Source organism: Streptomyces sp. NPDC057900 (assembly GCF_042887885.1).
Classification (GTDB): Bacteria; Actinomycetota; Actinomycetes; order Streptomycetales; family Streptomycetaceae; genus Streptomyces.
The window spans coordinates 1131414-1151776 of the sequence record NZ_JBHVOI010000001.1 but is presented as its reverse complement, the minus strand read 5'-3'; the positions used below and the strand labels follow the sequence as shown (position 1 = coordinate 1151776).

The 20363-nt window shown below is 71.6% G+C and carries 17 protein-coding genes and 1 pseudogene; 14 read left to right on the top strand and 4 right to left on the bottom strand.

Going from position 1 to position 20363, the window contains the following annotated elements:
- Window positions 1-49: 49 nt before the first annotated feature.
- Together argB and ACFVQ0_RS04740 are read right to left on the bottom strand one after the other, a co-directional pair.
- Window positions 50-820 carry an acetylglutamate kinase gene (argB, locus tag ACFVQ0_RS04745; RefSeq protein WP_390085386.1) on the bottom strand — a complete coding sequence of 257 codons (771 nt, stop codon included), beginning with the start codon at window positions 818-820 and terminating at the stop codon, window positions 50-52.
- Window positions 821-1053: 233 nt separating this feature from the next.
- On the bottom strand, window positions 1054-1773 hold the full coding sequence (locus ACFVQ0_RS04740; RefSeq protein ID WP_390084533.1) for a DUF2470 domain-containing protein: 720 nt from the start codon (window positions 1771-1773) through the stop codon (window positions 1054-1056).
- Between the two features lie 139 nt (window positions 1774-1912).
- On the opposite strand from ACFVQ0_RS04740, the gene ACFVQ0_RS04735 reads away from it, so the two are divergent.
- From ACFVQ0_RS04735 to ACFVQ0_RS04715, 5 genes and pseudogenes are all read left to right on the top strand, one after another.
- Window positions 1913-2479, top strand: coding sequence for a GNAT family N-acetyltransferase (locus tag ACFVQ0_RS04735; RefSeq protein WP_390084531.1), 567 nt, complete (start codon window positions 1913-1915; stop codon window positions 2477-2479).
- 479 nt (window positions 2480-2958) lie between these two features.
- Entirely contained in the window at window positions 2959-4233 is a 1275-nt protein-coding gene (locus ACFVQ0_RS04730) for a ricin-type beta-trefoil lectin domain protein (protein ID WP_390084529.1), read from the top strand.
- Window positions 4233-5633, top strand: coding sequence for a ricin-type beta-trefoil lectin domain protein (locus tag ACFVQ0_RS04725; protein ID WP_390084528.1), 1401 nt, complete (start codon window positions 4233-4235; stop codon window positions 5631-5633). Before ACFVQ0_RS04730 ends, ACFVQ0_RS04725 begins: the two co-directional genes overlap by 1 nt.
- 154 nt (window positions 5634-5787) lie before the next feature.
- Window positions 5788-7971, top strand: coding sequence for an RICIN domain-containing protein (locus ACFVQ0_RS04720; RefSeq protein WP_390085384.1), 2184 nt, complete (start codon window positions 5788-5790; stop codon window positions 7969-7971).
- 106 nt (window positions 7972-8077) lie between these two features.
- Window positions 8078-8938, top strand: a pseudogene (locus ACFVQ0_RS04715) (ThuA domain-containing protein); the annotation flags it as partial.
- A 39-nt stretch (window positions 8939-8977) separates the two neighbouring features.
- Here the strand turns inward: ACFVQ0_RS04715 and cynR are convergent.
- A complete protein-coding gene (gene cynR, locus ACFVQ0_RS04710; protein WP_390084526.1) occupies window positions 8978-9892 on the bottom strand; it encodes a transcriptional regulator CynR in 915 nt (304 codons plus the stop codon).
- Between the two features lie 123 nt (window positions 9893-10015).
- On the opposite strand from cynR, the gene ACFVQ0_RS04705 reads away from it, so the two are divergent.
- From ACFVQ0_RS04705 to ACFVQ0_RS04670, 8 genes are all read left to right on the top strand, one after another.
- Window positions 10016-10609, top strand: a complete 594-nt coding sequence (locus ACFVQ0_RS04705; protein ID WP_390084524.1) for a carbonic anhydrase — start codon at window positions 10016-10018, stop codon at window positions 10607-10609.
- Between the two features lie 78 nt (window positions 10610-10687).
- Window positions 10688-11158 (top strand): cyanase, encoded by a 471-nt coding sequence (gene cynS / locus ACFVQ0_RS04700; protein WP_390084522.1) that lies wholly within the window; start codon window positions 10688-10690, stop codon window positions 11156-11158.
- Between the two features lie 59 nt (window positions 11159-11217).
- On the top strand, window positions 11218-11715 hold the full coding sequence (locus ACFVQ0_RS04695) for a nucleoside deaminase (protein WP_311302220.1): 498 nt from the start codon (window positions 11218-11220) through the stop codon (window positions 11713-11715).
- Between the two features lie 61 nt (window positions 11716-11776).
- Entirely contained in the window at window positions 11777-12151 is a 375-nt protein-coding gene (locus ACFVQ0_RS04690) for a VOC family protein (protein ID WP_390084520.1), read from the top strand.
- Window positions 12152-12282: 131 nt separating this feature from the next.
- Window positions 12283-12555 carry a hypothetical protein gene (locus tag ACFVQ0_RS04685; protein WP_390084518.1) on the top strand — a complete coding sequence of 91 codons (273 nt, stop codon included), beginning with the start codon at window positions 12283-12285 and terminating at the stop codon, window positions 12553-12555.
- A 148-nt stretch (window positions 12556-12703) separates the two neighbouring features.
- Entirely contained in the window at window positions 12704-14824 is a 2121-nt protein-coding gene (locus tag ACFVQ0_RS04680; protein ID WP_390084517.1) for a phosphocholine-specific phospholipase C, read from the top strand.
- A 149-nt stretch (window positions 14825-14973) separates the two neighbouring features.
- Entirely contained in the window at window positions 14974-16830 is a 1857-nt protein-coding gene (locus tag ACFVQ0_RS04675) for a gamma-glutamyltransferase family protein (RefSeq protein WP_390084515.1), read from the top strand.
- 64 nt (window positions 16831-16894) lie between these two features.
- A complete protein-coding gene (locus tag ACFVQ0_RS04670; protein WP_390084513.1) occupies window positions 16895-17722 on the top strand; it encodes an inositol monophosphatase family protein in 828 nt (275 codons plus the stop codon).
- A 44-nt stretch (window positions 17723-17766) separates the two neighbouring features.
- Here the strand turns inward: ACFVQ0_RS04670 and ACFVQ0_RS04665 are convergent, their stop codons facing one another.
- A complete protein-coding gene (locus ACFVQ0_RS04665) occupies window positions 17767-18576 on the bottom strand; it encodes a nucleotidyltransferase domain-containing protein (RefSeq protein ID WP_390085382.1) in 810 nt (269 codons plus the stop codon).
- A 171-nt stretch (window positions 18577-18747) separates the two neighbouring features.
- Here ACFVQ0_RS04665 and ACFVQ0_RS04660 point away from each other — a divergent pair, with 171 nt between their 5' ends.
- Window positions 18748-20166, top strand: a complete 1419-nt coding sequence (locus ACFVQ0_RS04660) for a phytoene desaturase family protein (RefSeq protein WP_390084511.1) — start codon at window positions 18748-18750, stop codon at window positions 20164-20166.
- The last annotated feature ends 197 nt before the right edge of the window (window positions 20167-20363 follow it).

Sequence of the window (20363 nt, the reverse complement as noted above, 5' to 3'; positions counted from 1 at the left end):
TGCCCCGTACTCCGGAGCACGCCACGCTTCACACGTCAGGCCCCACGCCTCACGCGTCCGGGAGGACCGTCGTGCCGGGGCTCCGCTCGTCAAGTACGCCGCGCAGCACGGCGTGCGGGACCCGGCCGTCCAGCACCTGTGCCCGCCCCACCCCGGCCCGGACCGCCCGCAGACAGCCCTCCATCTTCGGGAGCATCCCGCTCGCCAGCCCCGGAAGCAGGCCGGCCAGCTCGGCGGCCGTCAGGCGCTCGATGACCTCCGTGCTGCGCGGCCAGTCCCCGTACAGCCCCTCGACATCGGTCAGCATCACCAGCCGCTCGGCGCCGAGGGCGACCGCCAGGGCCGACGCCGCGAGATCGGCGTTGACGTTGTAGACCTCCCCCTCCGTGCCGCGCGCGAGGGGTGACACCACCGGGATGCGGCCCAGCTCCAGCAGTGAACGGACGGTGTCCGGGGCAACGTTCACGATGTCACCGACCAGGCCGATGTCCACCGGCAGCCCGTTCACCCGGCCGGACCGGCGCACGGCCGTCATGGTGTGGGCGTCCTCACCCGACAGACCCACGGCGAACGGGCCGTGGGCGTTGATCGCGCCGACCAGCTCCCGCTGGACCCGACCGGTCAGCACCATCCGCACCACGTCGAGGGTCTCCTCCGTGGTCACCCGCAGCCCCGCCTCGAAGCGGACCTCCAGGCCCAGGCGGTCGAGCATCGCGCTGATCTGCGGGCCCCCGCCGTGCACGACCACCGGGAGCAGCCCCGAGTGCCACAGCTCCACGACATCGCGCGCGAACATCTCCTGGAGCGATCCGTCCACCATGGCGTTGCCGCCGAACTTGACCACCACCACCCGGCCCCGGGTCTCCGTGGACGGGGCCGGACCGGACCGGGGCTCCGGCAGGGTCCGTCTCCTGTGCCGCGGTGACTGCTCGTGGCTGCCGGCTCCCGCCGGTGCGACCCGTACGGTCATCTTCTTCCGTCTCTCCTGAGGTGGGGCGCCGTCACGCGTCGTGGCGGACCCGGCCGAGGCCGATGGTCCGGGACGGCCAGGGGTCAGCGGTGGGAGTGGTGCTGCTGGTGCGCGCAGCTCCGGGGCGCGGTGAGGAGGCGTCGGATCTGCTCGCCGGCGTCAGTGGCGTCGCGGGCGAGCGCCGGGAAGAGCAACTGGAGGTCGCAGTGGCCGGATTCGTACTCGCAGCGCAGGGTGATGCCGTGCCGGTCCAGGGCGAGGGGGAGCGACCGGACCACGCCGCGCGGCAGCCGGGAGCCCGCGAGCCCGAGCAGATCGGCCATCAACTCCTGGTGCGAGTCGGCCAGATGGGTCAGCATGTCCGCCTCCTCTGCGGCCAGCGGGTCGGGCTCGGCGAGCGCGATCTCGTCCAGCCCGACATCCGTCGCGCCCGCCGGGGTCCGCAGTGAGACCCGCGCCAAATCCAGCCGGAGCGCCCCGCCGGCCTCCGGTGCCAGCCAGCCGGACACCGTCACCCTCGCGCGGACCCGGTCGCGCAGCGGGGTGGGAGCGATGTCGGTGAACTGCAGCAGGGCGGCGAGACTGCCCATGGGGGCGTCGGCGGCCTCCCGCGCCAAGGGGCTGTCGGGGGTGGGGTGGAGGGTGACCTGACCGGCGGCGCTGACCGAGTGGAGCCCGATCAGGTCGTAGGCCTGCCCGGTCGTGGTGAGGGAGAGCGAGGTCGCGCGGGACAGCACCGTGCGGACCTGCTCCGCGTCGGTGGGCCTGGCCGTGACGGTGTCTGCGTCGGCATCGGTGTTCAAGGGGGACTCCCGGTGAAACGGATTCAAGTTAGGCAAGCCTAACCTTAGCCTGTGGGCCGTGTCTCGCGACCGGTCGACTCTCCGCACTACCGTTCGCCGGATGAGGGACGATCGGGTGAACCGGCCGGGGAGGACTCCGATGAACATCACCTTGCGGGTGGACGCGACGCCGTCCGCCCCCGCGCTCCTGCTGCGCCCCTGGGGTGAGGTGGACATCGGGCCGGTGGTCGAGGCGTTCCGGGATCCCGCGCTGCGCCGGGGCGCGAGGGGCCCCATGGAGAGCGTCGAGGACGTACGGGCATGGCTGGAGATCCAGGAGCGCGGCTGGATCACCGGGGAGCGGCTTGCCTTCGCCGTGCTTGAGCGTCAGCAGGGCCCCGGCGAGAGCCGGTTGGCGGGCAGCGTCGTCATCCGGAGAGACGTTTCCGGCCAGGGGCCCGCAGAGGCCGGCTACTGGACGGCGGCACACGCCCGAGGCCGCGGAGTGGCCCCGCGCGCTCTTGAGGCCGTCACCCGCTGGGCCTTCGAGAGCTTCGCGGTGGACGGTCTGGAGAGCATCAACCTGCTCCACCAGGTGGACAATCCGGCCTCGTGCCGGGTCGCGGAGAAGGCCCGCTACGAGTTCCGCCGGGTGCTTCCGGCTCAGCCGCCCCTCTTCCCCGGGCCCGGCCATCTGCATGTCCGCCAGGCCGGATCTCCTGCCTGATCCCGAGCGCCGGGCGTAAAGGCCGCGACAGTCCCGGCGTCATGAGGCCGACGCTCGCGGCCCCGGATCGGGCCCGCCGCCTTTGACTCTTGTTCGCGCGGCACCCTTCGGCGCATCGCCGTGCGTGACGGCATGGACACCTGAGGCATGTCCGCCCAAGCCGGACGGGGTGGGCGCGCGGACGTGCACTGGTACATACCAGGGTCTTGACAGTCCATTGGTTCACTTCTTAAATCACGTAGTGAATTAAGTCCTGTGCACAGCAGCCCCACAGTGCCCCCACATCAGTTCCGCAGCACGTGCCTGCCACCCCCCCACTTCCACCCGCACTCGCGATTTCGCCCCACCTCCTGAACGGCACCCCGCCCCGGTCGGCGCAGCTTCGGCATGCCCCAACGCGCCCTGCGCCTGTCCTGTCATATTCATGACAAGACAGGTCCCCTTCCTCCCTCATGCCCCATGCACCGGAAGGGAGAGTCATGGACTCCCCACGCCTGTCGCGGCGCCTGCTGCGCTCCGCGCTCTCAGCTCTGACCCTTGCCCTGGTCACGACCGCCCTCGTGGGCGGTGGCGCCCACGAGCGGTCACCCGCCCTCTCGGACGCGGCGGCCTCGGCCACCATGACGTTCGACGAGGAGTTCGACGGTTCCGCCGGTTCGGCGGTCAACGGCTCCAGATGGCAGATCGAGACCGGGGACAACGTCAACAATCACGAGCGGCAGTACTACACCGCCGGGAACAAGAACGCGGCGCTGGACGGCCAGGGTCATCTGGTGATCACCGCGCGCAAGGAGAACCCGAGCAACTACCAGTGCTGGTACGGCACCTGTCAGTACACGTCGGCGCGGCTGAACACCTCGGGCAAGTTCACCCAGGCCTACGGTCATGTCGAGGCCCGGATGAAGATCCCGCGCGGCCAGGGCATGTGGCCCGCCTTCTGGATGCTCGGCGACGACATCGGACAGGTCGGCTGGCCCAACTCCGGCGAGATCGACATCATGGAGAACGTCGGCTTCGAACCCGGCACCGTCCACGGCACCCTGCACGGACCCGGCTACTCCGGCTCCGCCGGCATCGGCGCCGGATACACCCTCCCCGGCGGCCGGGCGTTCGCCGACGACTTCCACACCTTCGCCATCGACTGGGCCCCCGACTCCATCACCTGGTCCGTCGACGGCAACGTCTACCAGCACCGCACCCCCGCCGACACCAACGGCAAGACCTGGGCCTTCAACAAGCCCTTCTTCCTCATCCTCAACCTCGCCGTCGGCGGCTACTGGCCCGGCGACCCCGACGGCAACACCACCTTCCCCCAGCAACTCGTCGTCGACCACGTCCGCGTCACCACCAGCGACAGCCAGCCCCCGGCCGGTTCCGGCACCATCACCGGCCTCGCCGGGAAGTGCGTCGACGTGGCCGCGGCGAACAACGCCAACGGCACCCCTGTACAGCTCTACGACTGCAACGGCTCCGCCGCCCAGAAGTGGAGCGTCGGCTCCGACGGCACGATCAAGGCCCTCGGCAAGTGTCTTGACGTCGCGTCGGGCGGTACGGCGAACGGGTCCGTCGTCCAGTTGTGGGACTGCAACGGCTCGGCCGCCCAGCGCTGGGCGGTCAGTGGTGCGCGCGACATCGTCAATCCGCAGGCGGACAAGTGCCTGGACGTCACGGGGAACAGTTCGGCCAATGGTGCCCGGCTCCAGATCTGGACCTGCACCGGAGCCGCCAACCAGAAGTGGACGGTGAACAGCTGATGCGCCGATACCTGCCGCGCGGGCACGCGCCCGCCGTACGGAGCGCGCTGGGAGTCGTGGCCGCCGCGGCTCTCCTCGCCGGGCTGACCGGCTCGCCCGCCCTGGGTGCGGCCCAGGCCACCGGGCAGATCACCGGGGTGGGCGGGAAGTGTGTCGACGTTGCCGCGGCGAACAACGCCAACGGCACCCCCGTACAGCTCTACGACTGCAACGGCTCCGCCGCCCAGCAGTGGAGTCTGGGCAGTGACGGAACAGTCAAGGCCCTGGGCAAGTGTCTTGACGTCGCGTCAGGTGGCACGGCGAACGGGTCCGCCGTCCAGTTGTGGGACTGCAACGGCTCCGCCGCCCAGCGCTGGAGCGTGAGCGGTGCGCGCGACCTCGTCAATCCGCAGGCGGACAAGTGCCTGGACGCCACGGGGAACAGCTCGGCCAACGGAACCCGGCTCCAGATCTGGACCTGCACCGGGGCCGCCAACCAGAAGTGGACCGCGCCGGCCGTCGGGGGAGGCGGCACGGACCCGGGAACGCCCGGCTCGATGGCGGTCGCCCCGTACCTCTACAACGGCTGGGGCAGCCCGCCCAGTCCGACCACCGTCATGAACGCCACCGGCGTCAAGTGGTTCACCCTCGCCTTCGTCCTCAGCAACGGCTACTGCAACCCGCAGTGGGACGGCGGGAGGCCACTGACCGGCGGCGTCGACCAGCAGACGGTGAACACCGTCCGGGCGGCGGGCGGCGACGTCATCCCGTCCTTCGGCGGCTGGAGCGGCAACAAACTGGAGAGCTCCTGCTCCAGCGCCGGTGAGCTGGCGGCCGCGTACCAGAAGGTGATCAACGCCTACGGCCTCAAGGCGATCGACATCGACATCGAGGCGGACGCGTACGCCAGCGCCACGGTCCAGCAGCGCACGGTCGACGCGCTCAAGACCGTCAAGGCCAACAACCCCGGCATCAAGGTGTACGTCACCTTCGGCACCGGCCAGAGCGGCCCCGACGACAGCATGATCCGCAAGGCGTCGGCCTCCGGGCTGACCGTGGACAGCTGGACGATCATGCCGTTCGACTTCGGCGGGGCGGGCAAGAACATGGGCAACCTCACCGTCAGCGCCGCCGAGGGGCTGAAGAACGTGGTCAAGAGCGCCTACGGGTACTCGGACGACCAGGCGTACCGGCACACCGGGATCTCCTCGATGAACGGCATCACCGACGACAACGAGACGGTGACGGTCGCGGACTTCCGCACCATCCTGGCCTACGCCCAGCAGCGCCATCTCGCCCGGCTCACCTTCTGGTCGGTCAACCGGGACCGCCCCTGCACCGGGGGCGGCGCCGACACCTGCTCGGGCGTCTCGCAGCAGCCCTGGGACTTCACGAAGGTGTTCGCCCAGTACGCGGGCTGACCGTCCGGTGTACCGGGTGACCGCCCGGTACACCGGCAGACCGCCTTTCCCGACGCGTCGTCCACCCGCACAGGAGACAACCGTGCTCAGATCTGTCCGAAGGCCCACCGGGGACGCCCCGGCCGGCCCCTCGCCCAACCGCCGACGGCGGGCGCTGACCTCGGTGCTGGTGGCCGGCGCGCTGGCCGGCTCCGTCCTGGCGGCAACCCCGGCCCCGGCCGCGGTCCGGGCCGCCCCCGCCCCGGCCGCCGCGGCGCTGCCGACCGGCTGGGCCACCGTCGTCAACAGCGGCAGCGGCAAGTGCCTGGACGCCCGCGCCGCCGCGACCGTCAACGGCACCGCCGTCCAGCAGTACACCTGCAACAGCTCCACCGCCCAGCAGTGGAGCCTGACCGCGACCAGCGGCGGCTACGTGCGCATCAACAACCGCAATGACGCCAACCAGGCGGTGGACGTCACCGACGTGTCCACCGCCGACAACGCCACCGTCCAGCTCTGGACGTACAGCAACGGCACCAACCAGCAGTGGCAGCCGGTCGACGAGGGCGGCGGCGCCTACCACTTCGTCAACCGCAACAGCGGCAAGTGCCTGGACGTGCCCGCCGCCTCGACGGCCGACAGCGTCCAGCTCGTCCAGTACACCTGCAACAACTCCGCCGCCCAGCGCTTCCAGGTCACCCCGGTGAGCACCGCGCCGGGCGATGTGGACCTGGGCCCCAACGTGGTGGTCTTCGATCCGTCGATGCCCTCCGCCACCATCCAGAGCCGGCTCGACTCGATCTTCCGGCAGCAGGAGACCAACCAGTTCGGCAACCAGCGCTACGCGGTGATGTTCAAGCCGGGTACGTACAGCAACGACGTCAACGTGGGCTTCTACACCCAGGTCCTCGGGCTCGGGCAGTCGCCCGACTCGGTGACGATCAACGGGGCCGTCCACGCGGAGGCGGACTGGTTCCCGCCGAACAACGCCACCCAGAACTTCTGGCGCGGCGCCGAGAACCTCTCGGTGAACCCGACCGGTGGCACCGACCGCTGGGCCGTCTCCCAGGCGGCCCCGTACCGGCGGATGCACGTGCGCGGCAATCTGGCGCTGGACGACGGCGGCTGGGCCAGCGGCGGCTTCATGGCCGACACCAAGATCGACGGCCAGGTGCGGTCCGGCACGCAGCAGCAGTGGATCACCCGCGGTTCCACGCTCGGCAGCTGGACCGGTTCCAACTGGAACATGGTCTTCGTCGGCAGCCAGGGCGTCCCGGCCACCAGCTTCCCCAACCCGCCCTACACCACGGTGAACCAGGCACCCGTGATCCGCGAGAAGCCCTTCCTGTACGTGGACGGCAACGGCGCCTACCAGGTGTTCGTCCCGTCCGTCCGCAGCAACGCCACGGGCACCACCTGGGCGGGCGGCAACGCCGCGGGCACCTCGATCGGCATGGACAAGTTCTTCGTCGTGAAGGCGGGAGCCACCGCCGCACAGATCAACGCCGCGCTGGCAGACGGGAAGAACCTGCTGGTCACCCCGGGTGTCTACCACCTCGACCAGACACTGAGGGTGACCAGGCCCGACACCGTCGTGCTGGGGCTCGGCCTCGCCACGTTCATCCCGGACAACGGGGTCACCGCGATGACGGTGGCAGACGTCGACGGGGTCAAGGTCGCGGGCATCCTCCTCGACGCCGGAACCACCAACTCCGCCACCCTGATGGAGGTCGGTCCGGCCGGGTCCTCCGCCTCGCACGCGGCGAACCCGACCTCGCTGCACGACGTCTTCTTCCGGGTCGGCGGCGCCGCCGTGGGCCGGGCGACCACCAGCCTGGTGGTCAACAGCGACCACGTCATCGGCGACCACATGTGGATCTGGCGCGGCGACCACGGCAGCGGCATCGGCTGGAACAGCAACAAGGCCGACACCGGCCTCGTCGTCAACGGTGACGACGTGACGATGTACGGGCTCTTCGTCGAGCACTACCAGAAGCACCAGACGATCTGGAACGGCAACGGCGGGCGGACGTACTTCTACCAGAACGAGATGCCCTACGACGTACCCGACCAGGCGTCCTGGATGAACGGCTCCACCCAGGGCTACGCCGCATACAAGGTCGCGGACTCGGTCACCAGCCACCAGGCGTACGGGCTCGGCAGCTACTGCTTCTTCAGCTCGAACCCGGGCGTGACCGCGGAGCACGCCTTCGAGGTCCCGAACAACCCGAACGTCCGGTTCCAGAGCATGGTGACCGTCTCGCTCGGCGGCACCGGGACCATCCGGCACGTCATCAACGGGCGGGGCGGCCCCTCCAACTCCTCCTCCAACGTGGCGAACCTCGTCAGCCAGCCCTGACCCGACCCCGACAGTTTCCGTGCGACGTCCTCATGACACACCGGGCCGGATCCGGACACCACCGGATCCGGCCCGGCCCCCCACCGGTTCGGAAAGGACGATCCGAATGAACACCCCCACCACCAGGCCCAAGGCCCGGTCCCGCGGCGGCATCGGCCGGCTGCTCCTGCGGCTGCTCCTGCTGCCGGCGCTCCTGCTCGGACTCACCGCCGCCCCCGCGCACTCGGCGGCGAAGGCACCCGCCTTCAAGGTGATCGCCTTCTACAACGGCACCTGGGACGCGGCGCACATCAGCTTCGTCCAGGAGGCCAACCGCTGGTTCCCCACCACCGCGGCGGCCAACAACTTCTCCTACACCTCCACCAACGACTGGTCCCGGCTGGACAGCATCACCCGGGACCAGTACCAGGTCGTGCTGTTCCTCGACGACGCCCCGCAGACCGCGTCCCAGCGCACCGGATTCGAGCGGTACATGCGCTCCGGCGGCGCCTGGATGGGCTTCCACGTCTCCGCGTTCACCACAGAGGCCCAGAACTGGCCCTGGTACTACAACCAGTTCCTCGGCAGCGGGAACTTCAGGTCGAACACCTGGGGCCCCACCACCTCCGTGCTGCGCACCGAGGACCGGACCCACCCCGCCACCGCGGGCCTGCCAGCCACCTTCACCTCGTCGGTCAGCGAGTGGTACTCCTGGTCGAACAACCTGCGGAACAACCCGGACATCAAGGTCCTCGCCTCCGTCGACCCGGTCAGCTTCCCGCTGGGTACGGACCCCAACCAGTCCTGGTACAGCGGCGACTACCCGATCCTGTGGACCAACACCGGCTACCGGATGCTGTACGCCAACTTCGGCCACAACGCCATGGACTACGGGTCGAACACGACTCTGTCCTCGACCTTCGCGAGTGAGACCCAGAACCGGTTCGTCGTGGACGGGCTGAAGTGGCTGGGCGGCGCGTCCGCCACCGGCGGCGCCCGGCCCTGATCACGCGACCCGGGCCGGCCGTCAGGCGTCGAGGGCGTCGACGCTGTCGAGCGTCCGGACCCAGTCACGCGTGAGCCGGGTGAACTCCTGCGCCGCGGAGCTCCGATAGGCGGCTTCGCGGCGCAGCAGTGCGACCGTGCGCGAGGGAAGGGCCGGGGTGAGGGGGACGGGGCTCAGGTGGGGGTGGTCGCGGGTGAGCGCGTCGGGCAGGACCGTGGCCAGCGGGGTGCGCCGGACGATCTCGGTGAGGGCGCTGATGGAGTTGGCCTGCACCGCGACCGACGGTGTCGTGCGGTGCCGGGTGAAGTAGGCGTCGATGTGGCCTCGGGTCGCGAAGTCGCCGCTGAGCAGGGCGAGCGGCTGTCCGGCGAGGCTCGTCACGGGCAGCGCGCGGGTGCTCCCCGCACGGGGGTGGCGGGGGCCGACGACGAGACTCAGGGTCTCGGTGAACAGCTCTGTGGCACTGATGCCGGGCAGATGCGGGCCGTGGAAGGCGATGCCGAGATCGAGTTCGTCGGCCAGCAGCGCCGACTCGATGCGGTCCTGGGGCAGCTCCCGGACATCCAGCGTGATTCCCGGATGGCAGGTGTGCAGCAGCTCGGCCAGCGGGCCGATCAGGTACGCCGTGAAAGTCGGCGTCATGGCCAGCCGCAGGGCGCCGCGGGACAGGTCCCGCACGTCGAGCACGGCGCGCTCCGCGGCGGCGAGGTCCTGGAGGGCGCGGCGGGCGTAGTGCGCGTACGACTCGCCCGCGTCGGTCAGCCGGACCGCGCGGCCGGACCGGTCGAGCAACTGCACGCCGACCGTCCGCTCCAGCTGCTTGACCTGCTGGGACAGGGTCGGCTGGGAGATGTGCAGCTCCTCGGCCGCCCGAGTGAAATTGGCGTGTTCCGCGACGGCGAGCAGATAGCGGAGATGACGTAGTTCCAGGGCCATACCTCCAACCATAGATCACATCTATAACAGGTATGGATATCGCGTCTTGGACACTATAGATACAGGTCATGCATGGTGGATCTCGTCAGCCCGACGGGCCGACAGCCACCGAAGGGAGTCACCGTGCACGACCTCGCAGCAGGCGTCGCGCGTTTCCGCCGGGATGTCTTCCCGGCAAAGGCGGAGCTCTTCGCCCACCTGGCGGGCACGCACACGCCGACGACACTGTTCATCAGCTGCTCCGACGCCCGTGTGGTGCCCGAGCTGATCACTGGCAGCGAGCCGGGTGAGCTGTTCGTGATCCGGACCGCCGGCAACCTCGTCCCCGCCTACACCCCGGGCGCCGACGGAGTGGCGGCGAGCATCGAGTACGCAGTGGCCGTCCTGGGCGTCACGGACATCGTCGTGTGCGGTCACTCCGCCTGCGGCGCCATGACGGCCCTCGCCGAGGGCCACGACCTGAGCGCCCTGCCCACCGTCGCCGGGTGGCTGCGCCACGCGGACGCCTCCGTCGCCCGCACCGCGGAGTCCGGGGTGGACGCGCTGGTCCGGGCCAACGTCCTCGCGCAACTCGCCGGCCTGGCCACCCACCCCTCGGTCGCCAGGGCGCTGGCGGCGCGGAAGGTGACGCTGCACGGCTGGGTCTACGACATCCCCACCGGAGCCGTCACCCGGCTCGACGCGTCCGGCACCCCGGCGCCGGCCGGGGCGCTCTGACCCGATATCCCCATCCCCGAACGCCCACGAGCCCGCCGCTCCGGCCCGGAGCGGCACCCCACGAAAGGACCCACCGCCATGGTGCACGCCCAGTTCGACAACACCGCCCGCCAGCAGCTCGCCGTCACGGCCGTCGAGGCCAAGACGCGCAAGGACCTGTCCTGGCAGCAGATCGCCGACGCGGCCGGCTTCTCCGTTGCCTTCGTCACCGCCGCCGTGCTCGGCCAGCACGCGCTGCCCAAGACCTCCGCCGAAGCGGTCGCCGAACTCCTCGGTCTGGACGAGGACGCGGTGATGCTGCTCCAGACCATCCCGACCCGGGGCTCCATCCCGGGCGGCATTCCCACCGACCCGACCATCTACCGGTTCCACGAGATGCTCCAGGTCTACGGCACCACCCTGAAGGCCCTGGTCCATGAGCAGTTCGGCGACGGCATCATCTCGGCGATCAACTTCCGGCTGGACGTGAAGAAGGTCGCCGACCCCGAGGGCGGCGAGCGCGCGGTCATCACCCTGGACGGCAAGTACCTGCCGACCAAGCCGTTCTGAGCACCCCCGCCTCCCCGCCCCACACCCCCACGGACACACCGCACGCCCCGGAGGACCCCATGGACTTCGCACAGCGCACGATCGACATCGCCCGCCGCAACGTCGCGGAGGGCGGCCGCCCCTTCGCCACCGTCATCGTCAAGGACGGCGAGATCCTGGCCGAGAGCCCGAACCGGGTCGCCCAGACCAACGACCCGACCGCACACGCGGAGATCCTCGCCATCCGCGAGGCCTGTACGAAGCTGGGCACCGAGCACCTGACCGGCACCACCATCTACGTACTCGCCCACCCCTGCCCGATGTGCCTGGGCTCCCTGTACTACTGCTCGCCGGACGAGGTCGTCTTCCTCACCACCCGGGACGCCTACGAGCCGTACTACGTGGACGACCGCAAGTACTTCGAACTCGACTCCTTCTACGGTGAGTTCGCCAAGAACTGGGACGAGCGGCGGCTGCCGATGACTCACGCGCCCCACGAAGGGGCGACCGAGGTCTACCGGCTCTGGCAGGAGGGGAACGGCGGCGAGCGCAGGGTGCCCGGCGCTCCCACCGCCTGACCGCCCGACAGCACACCGATGGCCGCGTGCGGCGCGGTGTGTTTCGGGGAAGGCGAAGGGCATGACGACATCGCTCGGCGCATTTGTCCTCGGTACGCCGGACCCGCCCGCCCTCGCCGACTTCTACCGCGCCCTGCTGGGCTGGGAGGAGGTCGAGCGGGGCGCGGAGTGGGTCCGGCTGCGGTCCCTCGAACAGGAGCGGCCGGGCCTGAGCTTCCAGCTGGAGGCCGGTCACACCGCTCCCGTATGGCCGCCGAGACCCGGTACTCAGCAGATGCAGGCACACCTGGACGTCCAGGTCGACGACCTGGACGTGGAGACCGGGCGGGCCTGCGCCCTGGGCGCGACGGTGGAGGAACACCAGCCGGAGGAGGGCGTACGCGTCCTCCGCGACCCCCACGGCCACCTGTTCTGCCTCTTCCTGCCGGGAGCGTGAGCGGTGCCTGGCGGATCGCGGCTCGTGGGGGCAACGCGGTCCACGAGAAAGTGTGACTGGTCCACTTGAGGGGCGCCGCCCTGAGATCATCAATCCGTCCCGACCAGTGACGTGAACCGAGGTGCCCCAAGATGTGGGACTACGCAAAGCTCTCCGCGGAAGCCGCGAAGCGGGGCGGCCCCGCAGCCCTGCGAGCCGCCTACCGGCTGGCGGGCCGCCAACAGGGCATCGCGATCGGTCAGATGGTGGGCCGAGGTCAAGGCCTCATCATCGGCGCCGGCGTGGGGGTGGGCGGGACCATGCTCTACAACAGGCTGCGCGCCCGCGTCGTCGTCGGCGCCGCCGAACCGGTGCGCGAGAGTGCCGAGGAGGCGCCCGCGTCCGACGAGCAGCCCGACACGTAGCCGACCGTGTCCCGGCCGCGACGGCCGGGCGGTTGGACTTTCCCGTACGACCTGTTGGAGGTTCACCGCGAAGCCGTACGAAATCCTTCCCCGCGCCACCCGGCTTGCATAGTTTCCCGGCTGTACCACAGAACTCGGGAGGCTCAACTTGACCACGGACATTTCACGGCGGCGGCTCTTCGCGCTCGGCGGTGGCGCTCTCGGCGTGGCGGCGGCGGGGTCGCTGCTGCCGCCCTCGCTGCAGGCCGCGATAGCCGCGCAGCCGGCGCATCAAGCGGGGCCCGGAGGCCGTGACGGGCTCGGAGCCATCAAGCACGTGGTGATCCTGATGCAGGAGAATCGTTCCTTCGACCACTACTTCGGGACGCTCAGGGGCGTACGCGGCTTCGGGGACCGCAACGCCGTCGAGCTGCCCTCGGGCAAGCCGGTCTTCGAGCAGCCCGCACCGCTGGGCGCCTCCGTGCTGCCCTTCCCGGTGCGCGACGCCGCCGAGACGCAGAAGAAGGACCTCCAGTACATCGGCGCGCTCGACCACTCCTGGAGCGGTGGCGGCAAGGCGTGGGCCGGCGGCTGGATGAACGGCTGGGTGACCGCGAAGACGGCCGCGACCATGGCGTACTACGACCGCCGTGACATCCCGCTGCACTACGAGCTGGCCGACACCTTCACCGTCTGCGACGCGTACCACTCCTCCATCCACTCCTCGACCAGCCCCAACCGCAACCACCTTTGGAGCGGCAAGACGGGCGACGAGCCGAACGGCAAGCGGGCCGTCGGCAACGACGCGTACGACGAGGGCACCCACCCCGGCTACGACTGGGGCACCTACGCGGAGCGGCTGGACAGGGCCGGGCACAGCTGGCGCACGTACACCGAGTGGGAGAACTTCACCGACAACCAGATCGAGTTCTTCGCCACCTTCAAGGCCATCGCCCGAAAGGCGCTGGCGAAGACCGGCGGCCACACCTACATGGAGTCCTTCTACTCCGTGGTGCGGGACGCGGATGCCGCGGAGCGGGAGCGGCTGTTCGGCCTCCTGGAGGAGGGCGTCGCCACCCTGAACAAGACCGAGCGCCGCCTCTTCGAGCGCGCGCTGCGCCGGGTGGAGACCGGGACGCTGGCCGACGAGTTCGCCAAGGACGTGGCGGCGGGCACCCTGCCCGAGGTCTCCTACCTGGTGCCCTCCGCCGTCGACTCCGAGCACCCGAGCGTCTCCTCGCCGATCCACAGCGCGACGATCGTCTACAAGGTCCTGGACGCGCTCGGCAAGCACCCCGATGTGTGGCGGCACACCGCCGTCATCATCAACTACGACGAGAACGACGGCTTCTTCGACCACGTGCCGCCGCCGGTCGCCCCGCCGGAGGTGACCGAGGAGCAGTGGGAGGGCAAGCCCACCGGCCTCGGCATGCGGGTGCCGATGCTCGTCGTGTCGCCGTGGACCATCGGTGGCTACGTCTGCTCCGAGGTCTTCGACCACACCTCCGTGATCCGCTTCCTGGAGCGCTGGACCGGGGTGAAGGAGCCGAACATCGGCGCCTGGCGGCGCACCGTCACCGGCGACCTCACCTCGGCCTTCGACTTCACGCGCGCACGCCGCCGCCCCGAGGTGGAACAGCCCGGCGCCATCCCGCCGTTCAGCGGACGCTGGGCGCCGAAGCCGCCGGCCGTCCAGCACATGCCCGAGCAGGAGCCCGGCGCCCGCCCGGCCCGCGCGCTGCCCTACCAGCCGGACGCGCAGGCGAAGCTGGTGAACGGCGCGGTGCGAGTGGCTCTCAGCAACACCGGGCGCTCCTCGGCGCACTTCGCGCTGTACCCGTACGCGGGCGAGTTCCCCGTACCGCAGCACCGGGACGTGAAGCACACGGCGCAGTGGACGGTGCCGGTCAACGGGGCCGCGTACCGGTTCACCGTGACGGGGCCGAACGGCTTCCGCCGCGAGTTCGCCGGGTCCGCGAAGAACGGCGCCCCGGCCGAGATCGCCTCGCGGGTGGACGCCCATGAGCGCGACCTCCACCTCACACTGCGCAACACGGGCCGCACCACGCTCACCTTCACCGTGCGCCCGCTGGGCTACGTCGACGAGGCGGACCTGCGCGACTGGACCAGGACCATCAAGGTCAAGCCGGGGCGCAGCCGTACGGTGGTGCACTCGGCGGCCGACGCGCACGGCTGGTACGACCTGGACGTCACCGTCGACGGGGACGACGCCTTCCGGCGCCGGCTGATGGGGCACATCGAGAACGGCCGGGCGAGCGTCTCGGGCTGACCCGGGGCCGGACGGCGCGGTGCCTCCCGCCACCGGCGGCCCGCCGTTCCGGCGCCGGGCCGGCGGCCGGTCGGCAAACAGCGTCGCGGGTACCCTCGCTACCTGCAATCGACTGTCCGACGCACGTAAACAGCGAGGTGAGAGCCCATATGTTCACCACCCGGCCCACTCTTCAGGGCTCCTTCGGCATGGTGTCGTCCACCCACTGGCTCGCCTCGCAGTCCGCGATGGCGGTCCTGGAGGACGGCGGCAACGCCTTTGACGCCGCCGTCGCCGCCGGGTTCGTCCTGCACGTCGTCGAACCGCATCTGAACGGACCGGCCGGTGAAGTGCCGGTGATCCTGGCGCCCGCCAACGGCGAGGTCCAGGTGCTGTGCGGCCAGGGCCCGGCCCCCGCCGGGGCGACCGTCGCCCACTACCGTTCGCTCGGCCTCGGCCTGGTCCCCGGCACCGGGCCGCTCGCCGCCGCCGTACCGGGCGCCTTCGACGCCTGGATGCTGCTGCTGCGCGACCACGGCACCAGGACCGTCGCCGAGGTGCTGCGGTACGCCATCGGTTACGCGGAGGACGGCCACCCGCCCGTGGAGCGGGTCGGCCTGACCGTCGAGAGCGTCCGCGAGCTCTTCGAGACGCAGTGGCCTTCCTCCGCCGCCGTGTACCTGCCCGGCGGCGCTTCCCCGAGGCCGGGCGAGCTCTTCCGCAACCCGGCGCTCGCCGCGACCTGGCGCCGGCTGATATCCGAGGCGGAGGAGACCGGCGGCGAGGACCGCACCGCGCAGATCGAGGCGGCCCGCGCGATCTGGCGCGAGGGCTTCATCGCGGAGGCGCTGGTCCGCCAGTCCGCCGTCCCCACCATGGACACCAGCGGCGACCGCCACACCGGCACCCTCACCGCCGCCGACCTGGCCGGCTGGTCCGCGTCCTACGAGGCGCCCGTCACGTACGACTGGAACGGCTGGACGCTCGCCAAGGCGGGCGGCTGGAGCCAGGGCCCCGCCTTCCTCCAGCAGCTCGCCCTGCTCCCCGCCGAACTGCCCAGCTACGGCTCCGAGGAGTACGTCCACCTGCTCATCGAAGGCTGCAAGCTCGCCATGGCCGACCGGGAGGCCTGGTACGGCGACGCCGGAGAAGTCCCGCTCGCCGCCCTGCTCTCCGAGCCGTACAACACCGCCCGCCGCGCCCTGATCACCGACGAGGCCTCGCACGAGCTGCGGCCGGGCAGCCCCGACGGGCGGGTGCCCGTCCTGAGCGAGCACGCCCGCGCCGTGGCCGACGGCTTCGGCGTGACGGGCCTCCCCGCCGCCGGTGCCGGAGAGCCGACGGTCGCCAAGGAAGGCGCCGGGGAGCCCACGGCGACCGCCGACCGCACCGGCGAGCCGTCCGTCGCGGCCGACGGCGCCACCCGCGGGGACACCTGCCACGTGGACATCGTCGACCGCTGGGGCAACATGGTCTCGGCCACGCCCAGCGGCGGCTGGCTCCAGTCCAACCCGGTCGTCCCCGAGCTCGGCTTCCCGCTCGGCACCCGCCTCCAGATGGCCTGGCTGGACGAGGGCCTGCCGAACTCCCTCACCCCCGGCCGCCGCCCCCGCACCACCCTCACCCCGAGCCTCGCGCTGCGCGACGGCGTTCCCGTCATGGCGTTCGGCACCCCGGGCGGCGACCAGCAGGACCAGTGGCAGCTGCACTTCTTCCTCGCCGTCGCGCTGCGCGCCGAGGTCCGCGGCGGCCTCGACCTCCAGGGCGCCATCGACGCCCCGAACTGGCACAACGACAGCTTCCCCGGCTCCTTCTTCCCGCGCGGGATGCTTCCGGGCAGCGTCACCGTCGAGGCGGGCACGGACCCGGAGGTGGTGGCCGGGCTGCTGCGGCGCGGCCATGACGTCACGGTGGGCGAGGCGTGGTCCGAGGGCCGGATGTGCGCGGTCGCCCGCGACCCGCGCACCGGGATACTGTCCGCCGCCGCGAACCCGCGCGGAATGCAGGGGTACGCGGTCGGACGCTGACCGGCCACCTTCCCGTCATGACCGGGTCGCCGGCGCTCCGGACGCCCGTGCTTAGCTGGGGGGCATGATCGATGACTTTCTCGCCGGGGACCTGACCGAGGTCGAGGCGGCGGTCCGCGCAGCGGCCGCCGCCGAGATCATGCCGCGCTTCCGGCAGCTCGCCGCGCACGAGATAGTCGAGAAGAACGGCCCGCACGACCTGGTGACCACCGCGGACCGGCTGGCGGAGGAACACCTCACCGCCGCCCTGAGCCGGCTCCTGCCCGGTTCCGTGGTCGTCGGCGAGGAGGCCGTCCACGCCGATCCGGAGGTGTACGGGGCGCTGGGCGGCGACGCGCCCGTATGGATCGTCGACCCGGTCGACGGCACCCGGCAGTTCGTCAGGGGCGAGCCCGGCTTCTGCACCCTGGTCGCGCTCGCACACCACGGCGAGGTCCTGGCCTCCTGGACGTACGCCGCCGCCCTCGACGAGATGGCCGTGGCCGTACGGGGCCGGGGAGCGACCCTCAACGGCGTACCCCTGAAAGCCGGTTCGCCCGTGCCCGGCGACGTACTGCGGGTCGCGATGTCGCACCCCGACTACACCACCGACGCCCAGAAGCGTGCCCTGCTGGGCCTGCGCACCGAGGGCATCGACGCCCGCCCCTGCGGATCGGCCGGCCTGGAATACCTCGCCGTAGCCCGCGGCACCTCGGAGGCGACCGCTTTCAACTGGGAGTTCGCCTGGGACCACGCGGCGGGCCTCCTCCTGGTCACGGAGGCGGGCGGCGCCCAGGCCACGCTCTCCGGTGCGCCGTTCCGGATCGCCGGGGGCAACGACCTGCCCTTCACGGCGGCCCGCGACCGGGCGACGGCCGAGACCGTCCTGACCGCGCTCCGCGCCGGGGCCTGACGGGACGGTCCGGTCACCGGCCCGATCAGCGCGACCGAACGCCCTCAGGCCGCTGACGTACCGGCCAGGACCGCCCGTACGTCGTCCACGAGCTTCCCGGCCGTCTCCACCGCAGCCGCGTCCAGACCGCGCAGCGCCTCGCCGGCCCGGTCCGCGAAGCCCGCCGGGGTGTCCGGCAGGGCGGCGGCCGCCGCCAGCGCGCCCTTCTCGTTGAGGCACCAGGTGCGGTGGTGGGCGTGCAGCGACTGGGCGAGGATGCCGAACGCCCGGGAGAGGCAGAGCGACACGTGGAGCGTGTCGCCGGAGGGCGCCGACTTGCGGGCCGCCGCCACCGAGAAGTCCGCCTCCCAGGCCGCCTCGGCGAGGGCCTCGCGCAGCGGCTCCGGATAGTCGAGCGTCTCCGCCCGAAGCCTCGTCAGTTCGCCCCCGGTGTCGGCGAGTACGTGGCCGAGAGCGACCTCGCCCGGATAGGCGGGGGACCAGAAGCCGAGCGGGTGGCCGGGCTGGACGCCCACCTCGAAGCGCCCCCGGCGGCAGTCGGACCAGACGGCCTCGACCCGGTCCAGATCGCGCAGGATCCAGTCCACCGGCGTGCCGTCCACCCGCAGCCAGGCCCCGCCGTCGACCCACGGCCCCCAGCCGCCGGGCCCGGCCACCTCGACCGGCGAACCCTGCACCTCATGCGCCAGCTCGCTCAGCGCGGCCAGGTCGGGGGCGCCCCGGTAGTAGAGGCCCAGGTCCCAGTCGGAGTCCGGGCGGTGGGTGCCCCGGGCGCGGCTGCCGCCCAGGACGACGGCGCGGATGCCGGGTACGGCGACGAGTCCTTCGGTCATGGCGCCGATCGCCCGGCCCATCGCTGAGTCCTCGGCGAGCGGGTCGGGGCGCGTGTCCGGGCGGGGGCCGGGGTGCGGCGGCCGCGCGGGGTTCGGGGTCGTCATCGAGCGGGAACCCTACCCGCGCCCGGACCGGCCGCGCCTGTGAATATCCTGGGGCCTCCGACCGTCGGCTGACAAAGGAGTCCGAAGGTGCCGTCGATGCTTGACGCAGTCGTCGTGGGGGCCGGCCCCAACGGGCTGACCGCCGCGGCCGAACTGGCCCGCCGAGGCTACGCCGTGGAGGTCTTCGAAGCCGGGCGGACCGTCGGCGGCGGAGCCCGTACCGAGGAGCTCACGCTCCCCGGCTTCCGCCACGACCCCTGCTCCGCGGTCCACCCGCTGGGCATCGGCTCGCCCGCCTTCGACGCGATGCCGCTCGCCCGGCACGGCCTGGAGTGGATCCAGCCCCGGCTGGCCCTGGCCCACCCGTTCCCGGACGGCTCCGCCGCCGTGCTGGCCGACTCGGTGGGGGAGAGCGCCATGTCCCTCGGGCCGCGTGACGCGGGGGCGTACCGCAGGCTCGTCGCACCGTTCCTCGGCCACTGGGACAGCCTCGCCCAGGACTTCCTGCGCACCCCGTGGGACGGCCTGCCGCGCGACCCGTACCGCTGGGTGCGGTTCGGGCTGAACGCCATCCAGCCCGCCACGCTGCTGTCCCGCCGCTTCAGCGACGAGAAGGCGCGCGGCCTCTTCGCCGGTCTCGCCGCCCATGCCATAGCCCCCACCAGCGGGATCGCGACCGGCGGAATCGCCCTGCTCTTCGCGCTGGCCGCCCACGAGAAGGGCTGGCCGGTGCCGCGCGGCGGCTCCCAGGCCATCGCTGACGCCCTCGCCTCCTACCTGCGGGAGCAGAGCGGTGTCATCCACACCGGTACGGAGGTCAAGCGGCTGGACGAGCTCCCGCCGGCCCGTGCCTACATCTTCGACACCTCACCGACCGCGCTGGCCCGGATCGCCGGGCTCGGCAACGCCTACCGGGACTACCGCTACGGCGCCTCCTGCTTCAAGATCGACTACGCCCTCTCGGGCCCCGTCCCCTGGACCGCGAAGGAGGCCCGCCGGGCGGGCACGGTCCACATCGGACCCACGGCCGGTGAGATCGACTCCGCCCTGCGCGCGGCGGTCACCGGCCGCGACCCGAGCGTGCCGTTCCTCATCACCGCCCAGCCCAGCCTCGTCGACCCGTCCCGCGCCCCCGAGGGCAAGCAGGTGTTCTGGGTGTACGGGCACGTACCGGCGGGCTGGCAGGGCGACGCCACCGAGGTCATCGAACGCCAACTGGAGCGCTTCGCCCCCGGCTTCCGCGATCTGGTGCTCGCCCGCTGTGTGGCGGGACCACCCGGGATCGCCGCGCGCAACGCGAACTACGTGGACGGGGACATCGCCTGCGGCGCGTTCTCGGGACTGCAGACGGTGATCCGGCCCAAGCTCGCCCGGGTGCCTTACGCGACCGCGCATCCGGCGGTCTTCATCTGCTCCTCCGCGGCCCCGCCCGGCCCCGGTGTGCACGGCATGTCCGGGCACCACGCGGCGAAGGCGGTGTGGCGCCGGCTGCGCTCCCGCCCCTGACACAGCCCTTGACGCGCCGCCCCCGTCTCACAGCACCGGACCGGCGGCTGTGCGGCGAGCGTTACCGCCCGTGATCCGCCCGGGTCACACCGGTGTAATGGGCCATTCGTACCGTCGGGACCACGATCCGATCCACGGAAGGTCCCCCGGTGCCCCCAGAGAGCTCGTCGGCCGCCGTCACCCAGGTACGGACGGTC

Excerpts from the sequence above, each read along its gene's own strand:
- ACFVQ0_RS04730 (WP_390084529.1), top strand. The coding sequence starts at position 2,959 with ATGGACTCCCCACGCCTGTCGCGGCGCCTGCTGCGCTCCGCGCTCTCA.
- ACFVQ0_RS04735 (WP_390084531.1), top strand. The coding sequence starts at position 1,913 with ATGAACATCACCTTGCGGGTGGACGCGACGCCGTCCGCCCCCGCGCTC.
- cynS (WP_390084522.1), top strand. The coding sequence starts at position 10,688 with ATGGTGCACGCCCAGTTCGACAACACCGCCCGCCAGCAGCTCGCCGTC.
- ACFVQ0_RS04695 (WP_311302220.1), top strand. The coding sequence starts at position 11,218 with ATGGACTTCGCACAGCGCACGATCGACATCGCCCGCCGCAACGTCGCG.
- ACFVQ0_RS04690 (WP_390084520.1), top strand. The coding sequence starts at position 11,777 with ATGACGACATCGCTCGGCGCATTTGTCCTCGGTACGCCGGACCCGCCC.
- ACFVQ0_RS04725 (WP_390084528.1), top strand. The coding sequence starts at position 4,233 with ATGCGCCGATACCTGCCGCGCGGGCACGCGCCCGCCGTACGGAGCGCG.
- cynR (WP_390084526.1), bottom strand. The coding sequence starts at position 9,892 with ATGGCCCTGGAACTACGTCATCTCCGCTATCTGCTCGCCGTCGCGGAA.
- ACFVQ0_RS04670 (WP_390084513.1), top strand. The coding sequence starts at position 16,895 with ATGATCGATGACTTTCTCGCCGGGGACCTGACCGAGGTCGAGGCGGCG.
- ACFVQ0_RS04665 (WP_390085382.1), bottom strand. The coding sequence starts at position 18,576 with ATGGGCCGGGCGATCGGCGCCATGACCGAAGGACTCGTCGCCGTACCC.
- argB (WP_390085386.1), bottom strand. The coding sequence starts at position 820 with ATGGTGGACGGATCGCTCCAGGAGATGTTCGCGCGCGATGTCGTGGAG.
- ACFVQ0_RS04685 (WP_390084518.1), top strand. The coding sequence starts at position 12,283 with ATGTGGGACTACGCAAAGCTCTCCGCGGAAGCCGCGAAGCGGGGCGGC.
- ACFVQ0_RS04675 (WP_390084515.1), top strand. The coding sequence starts at position 14,974 with ATGTTCACCACCCGGCCCACTCTTCAGGGCTCCTTCGGCATGGTGTCG.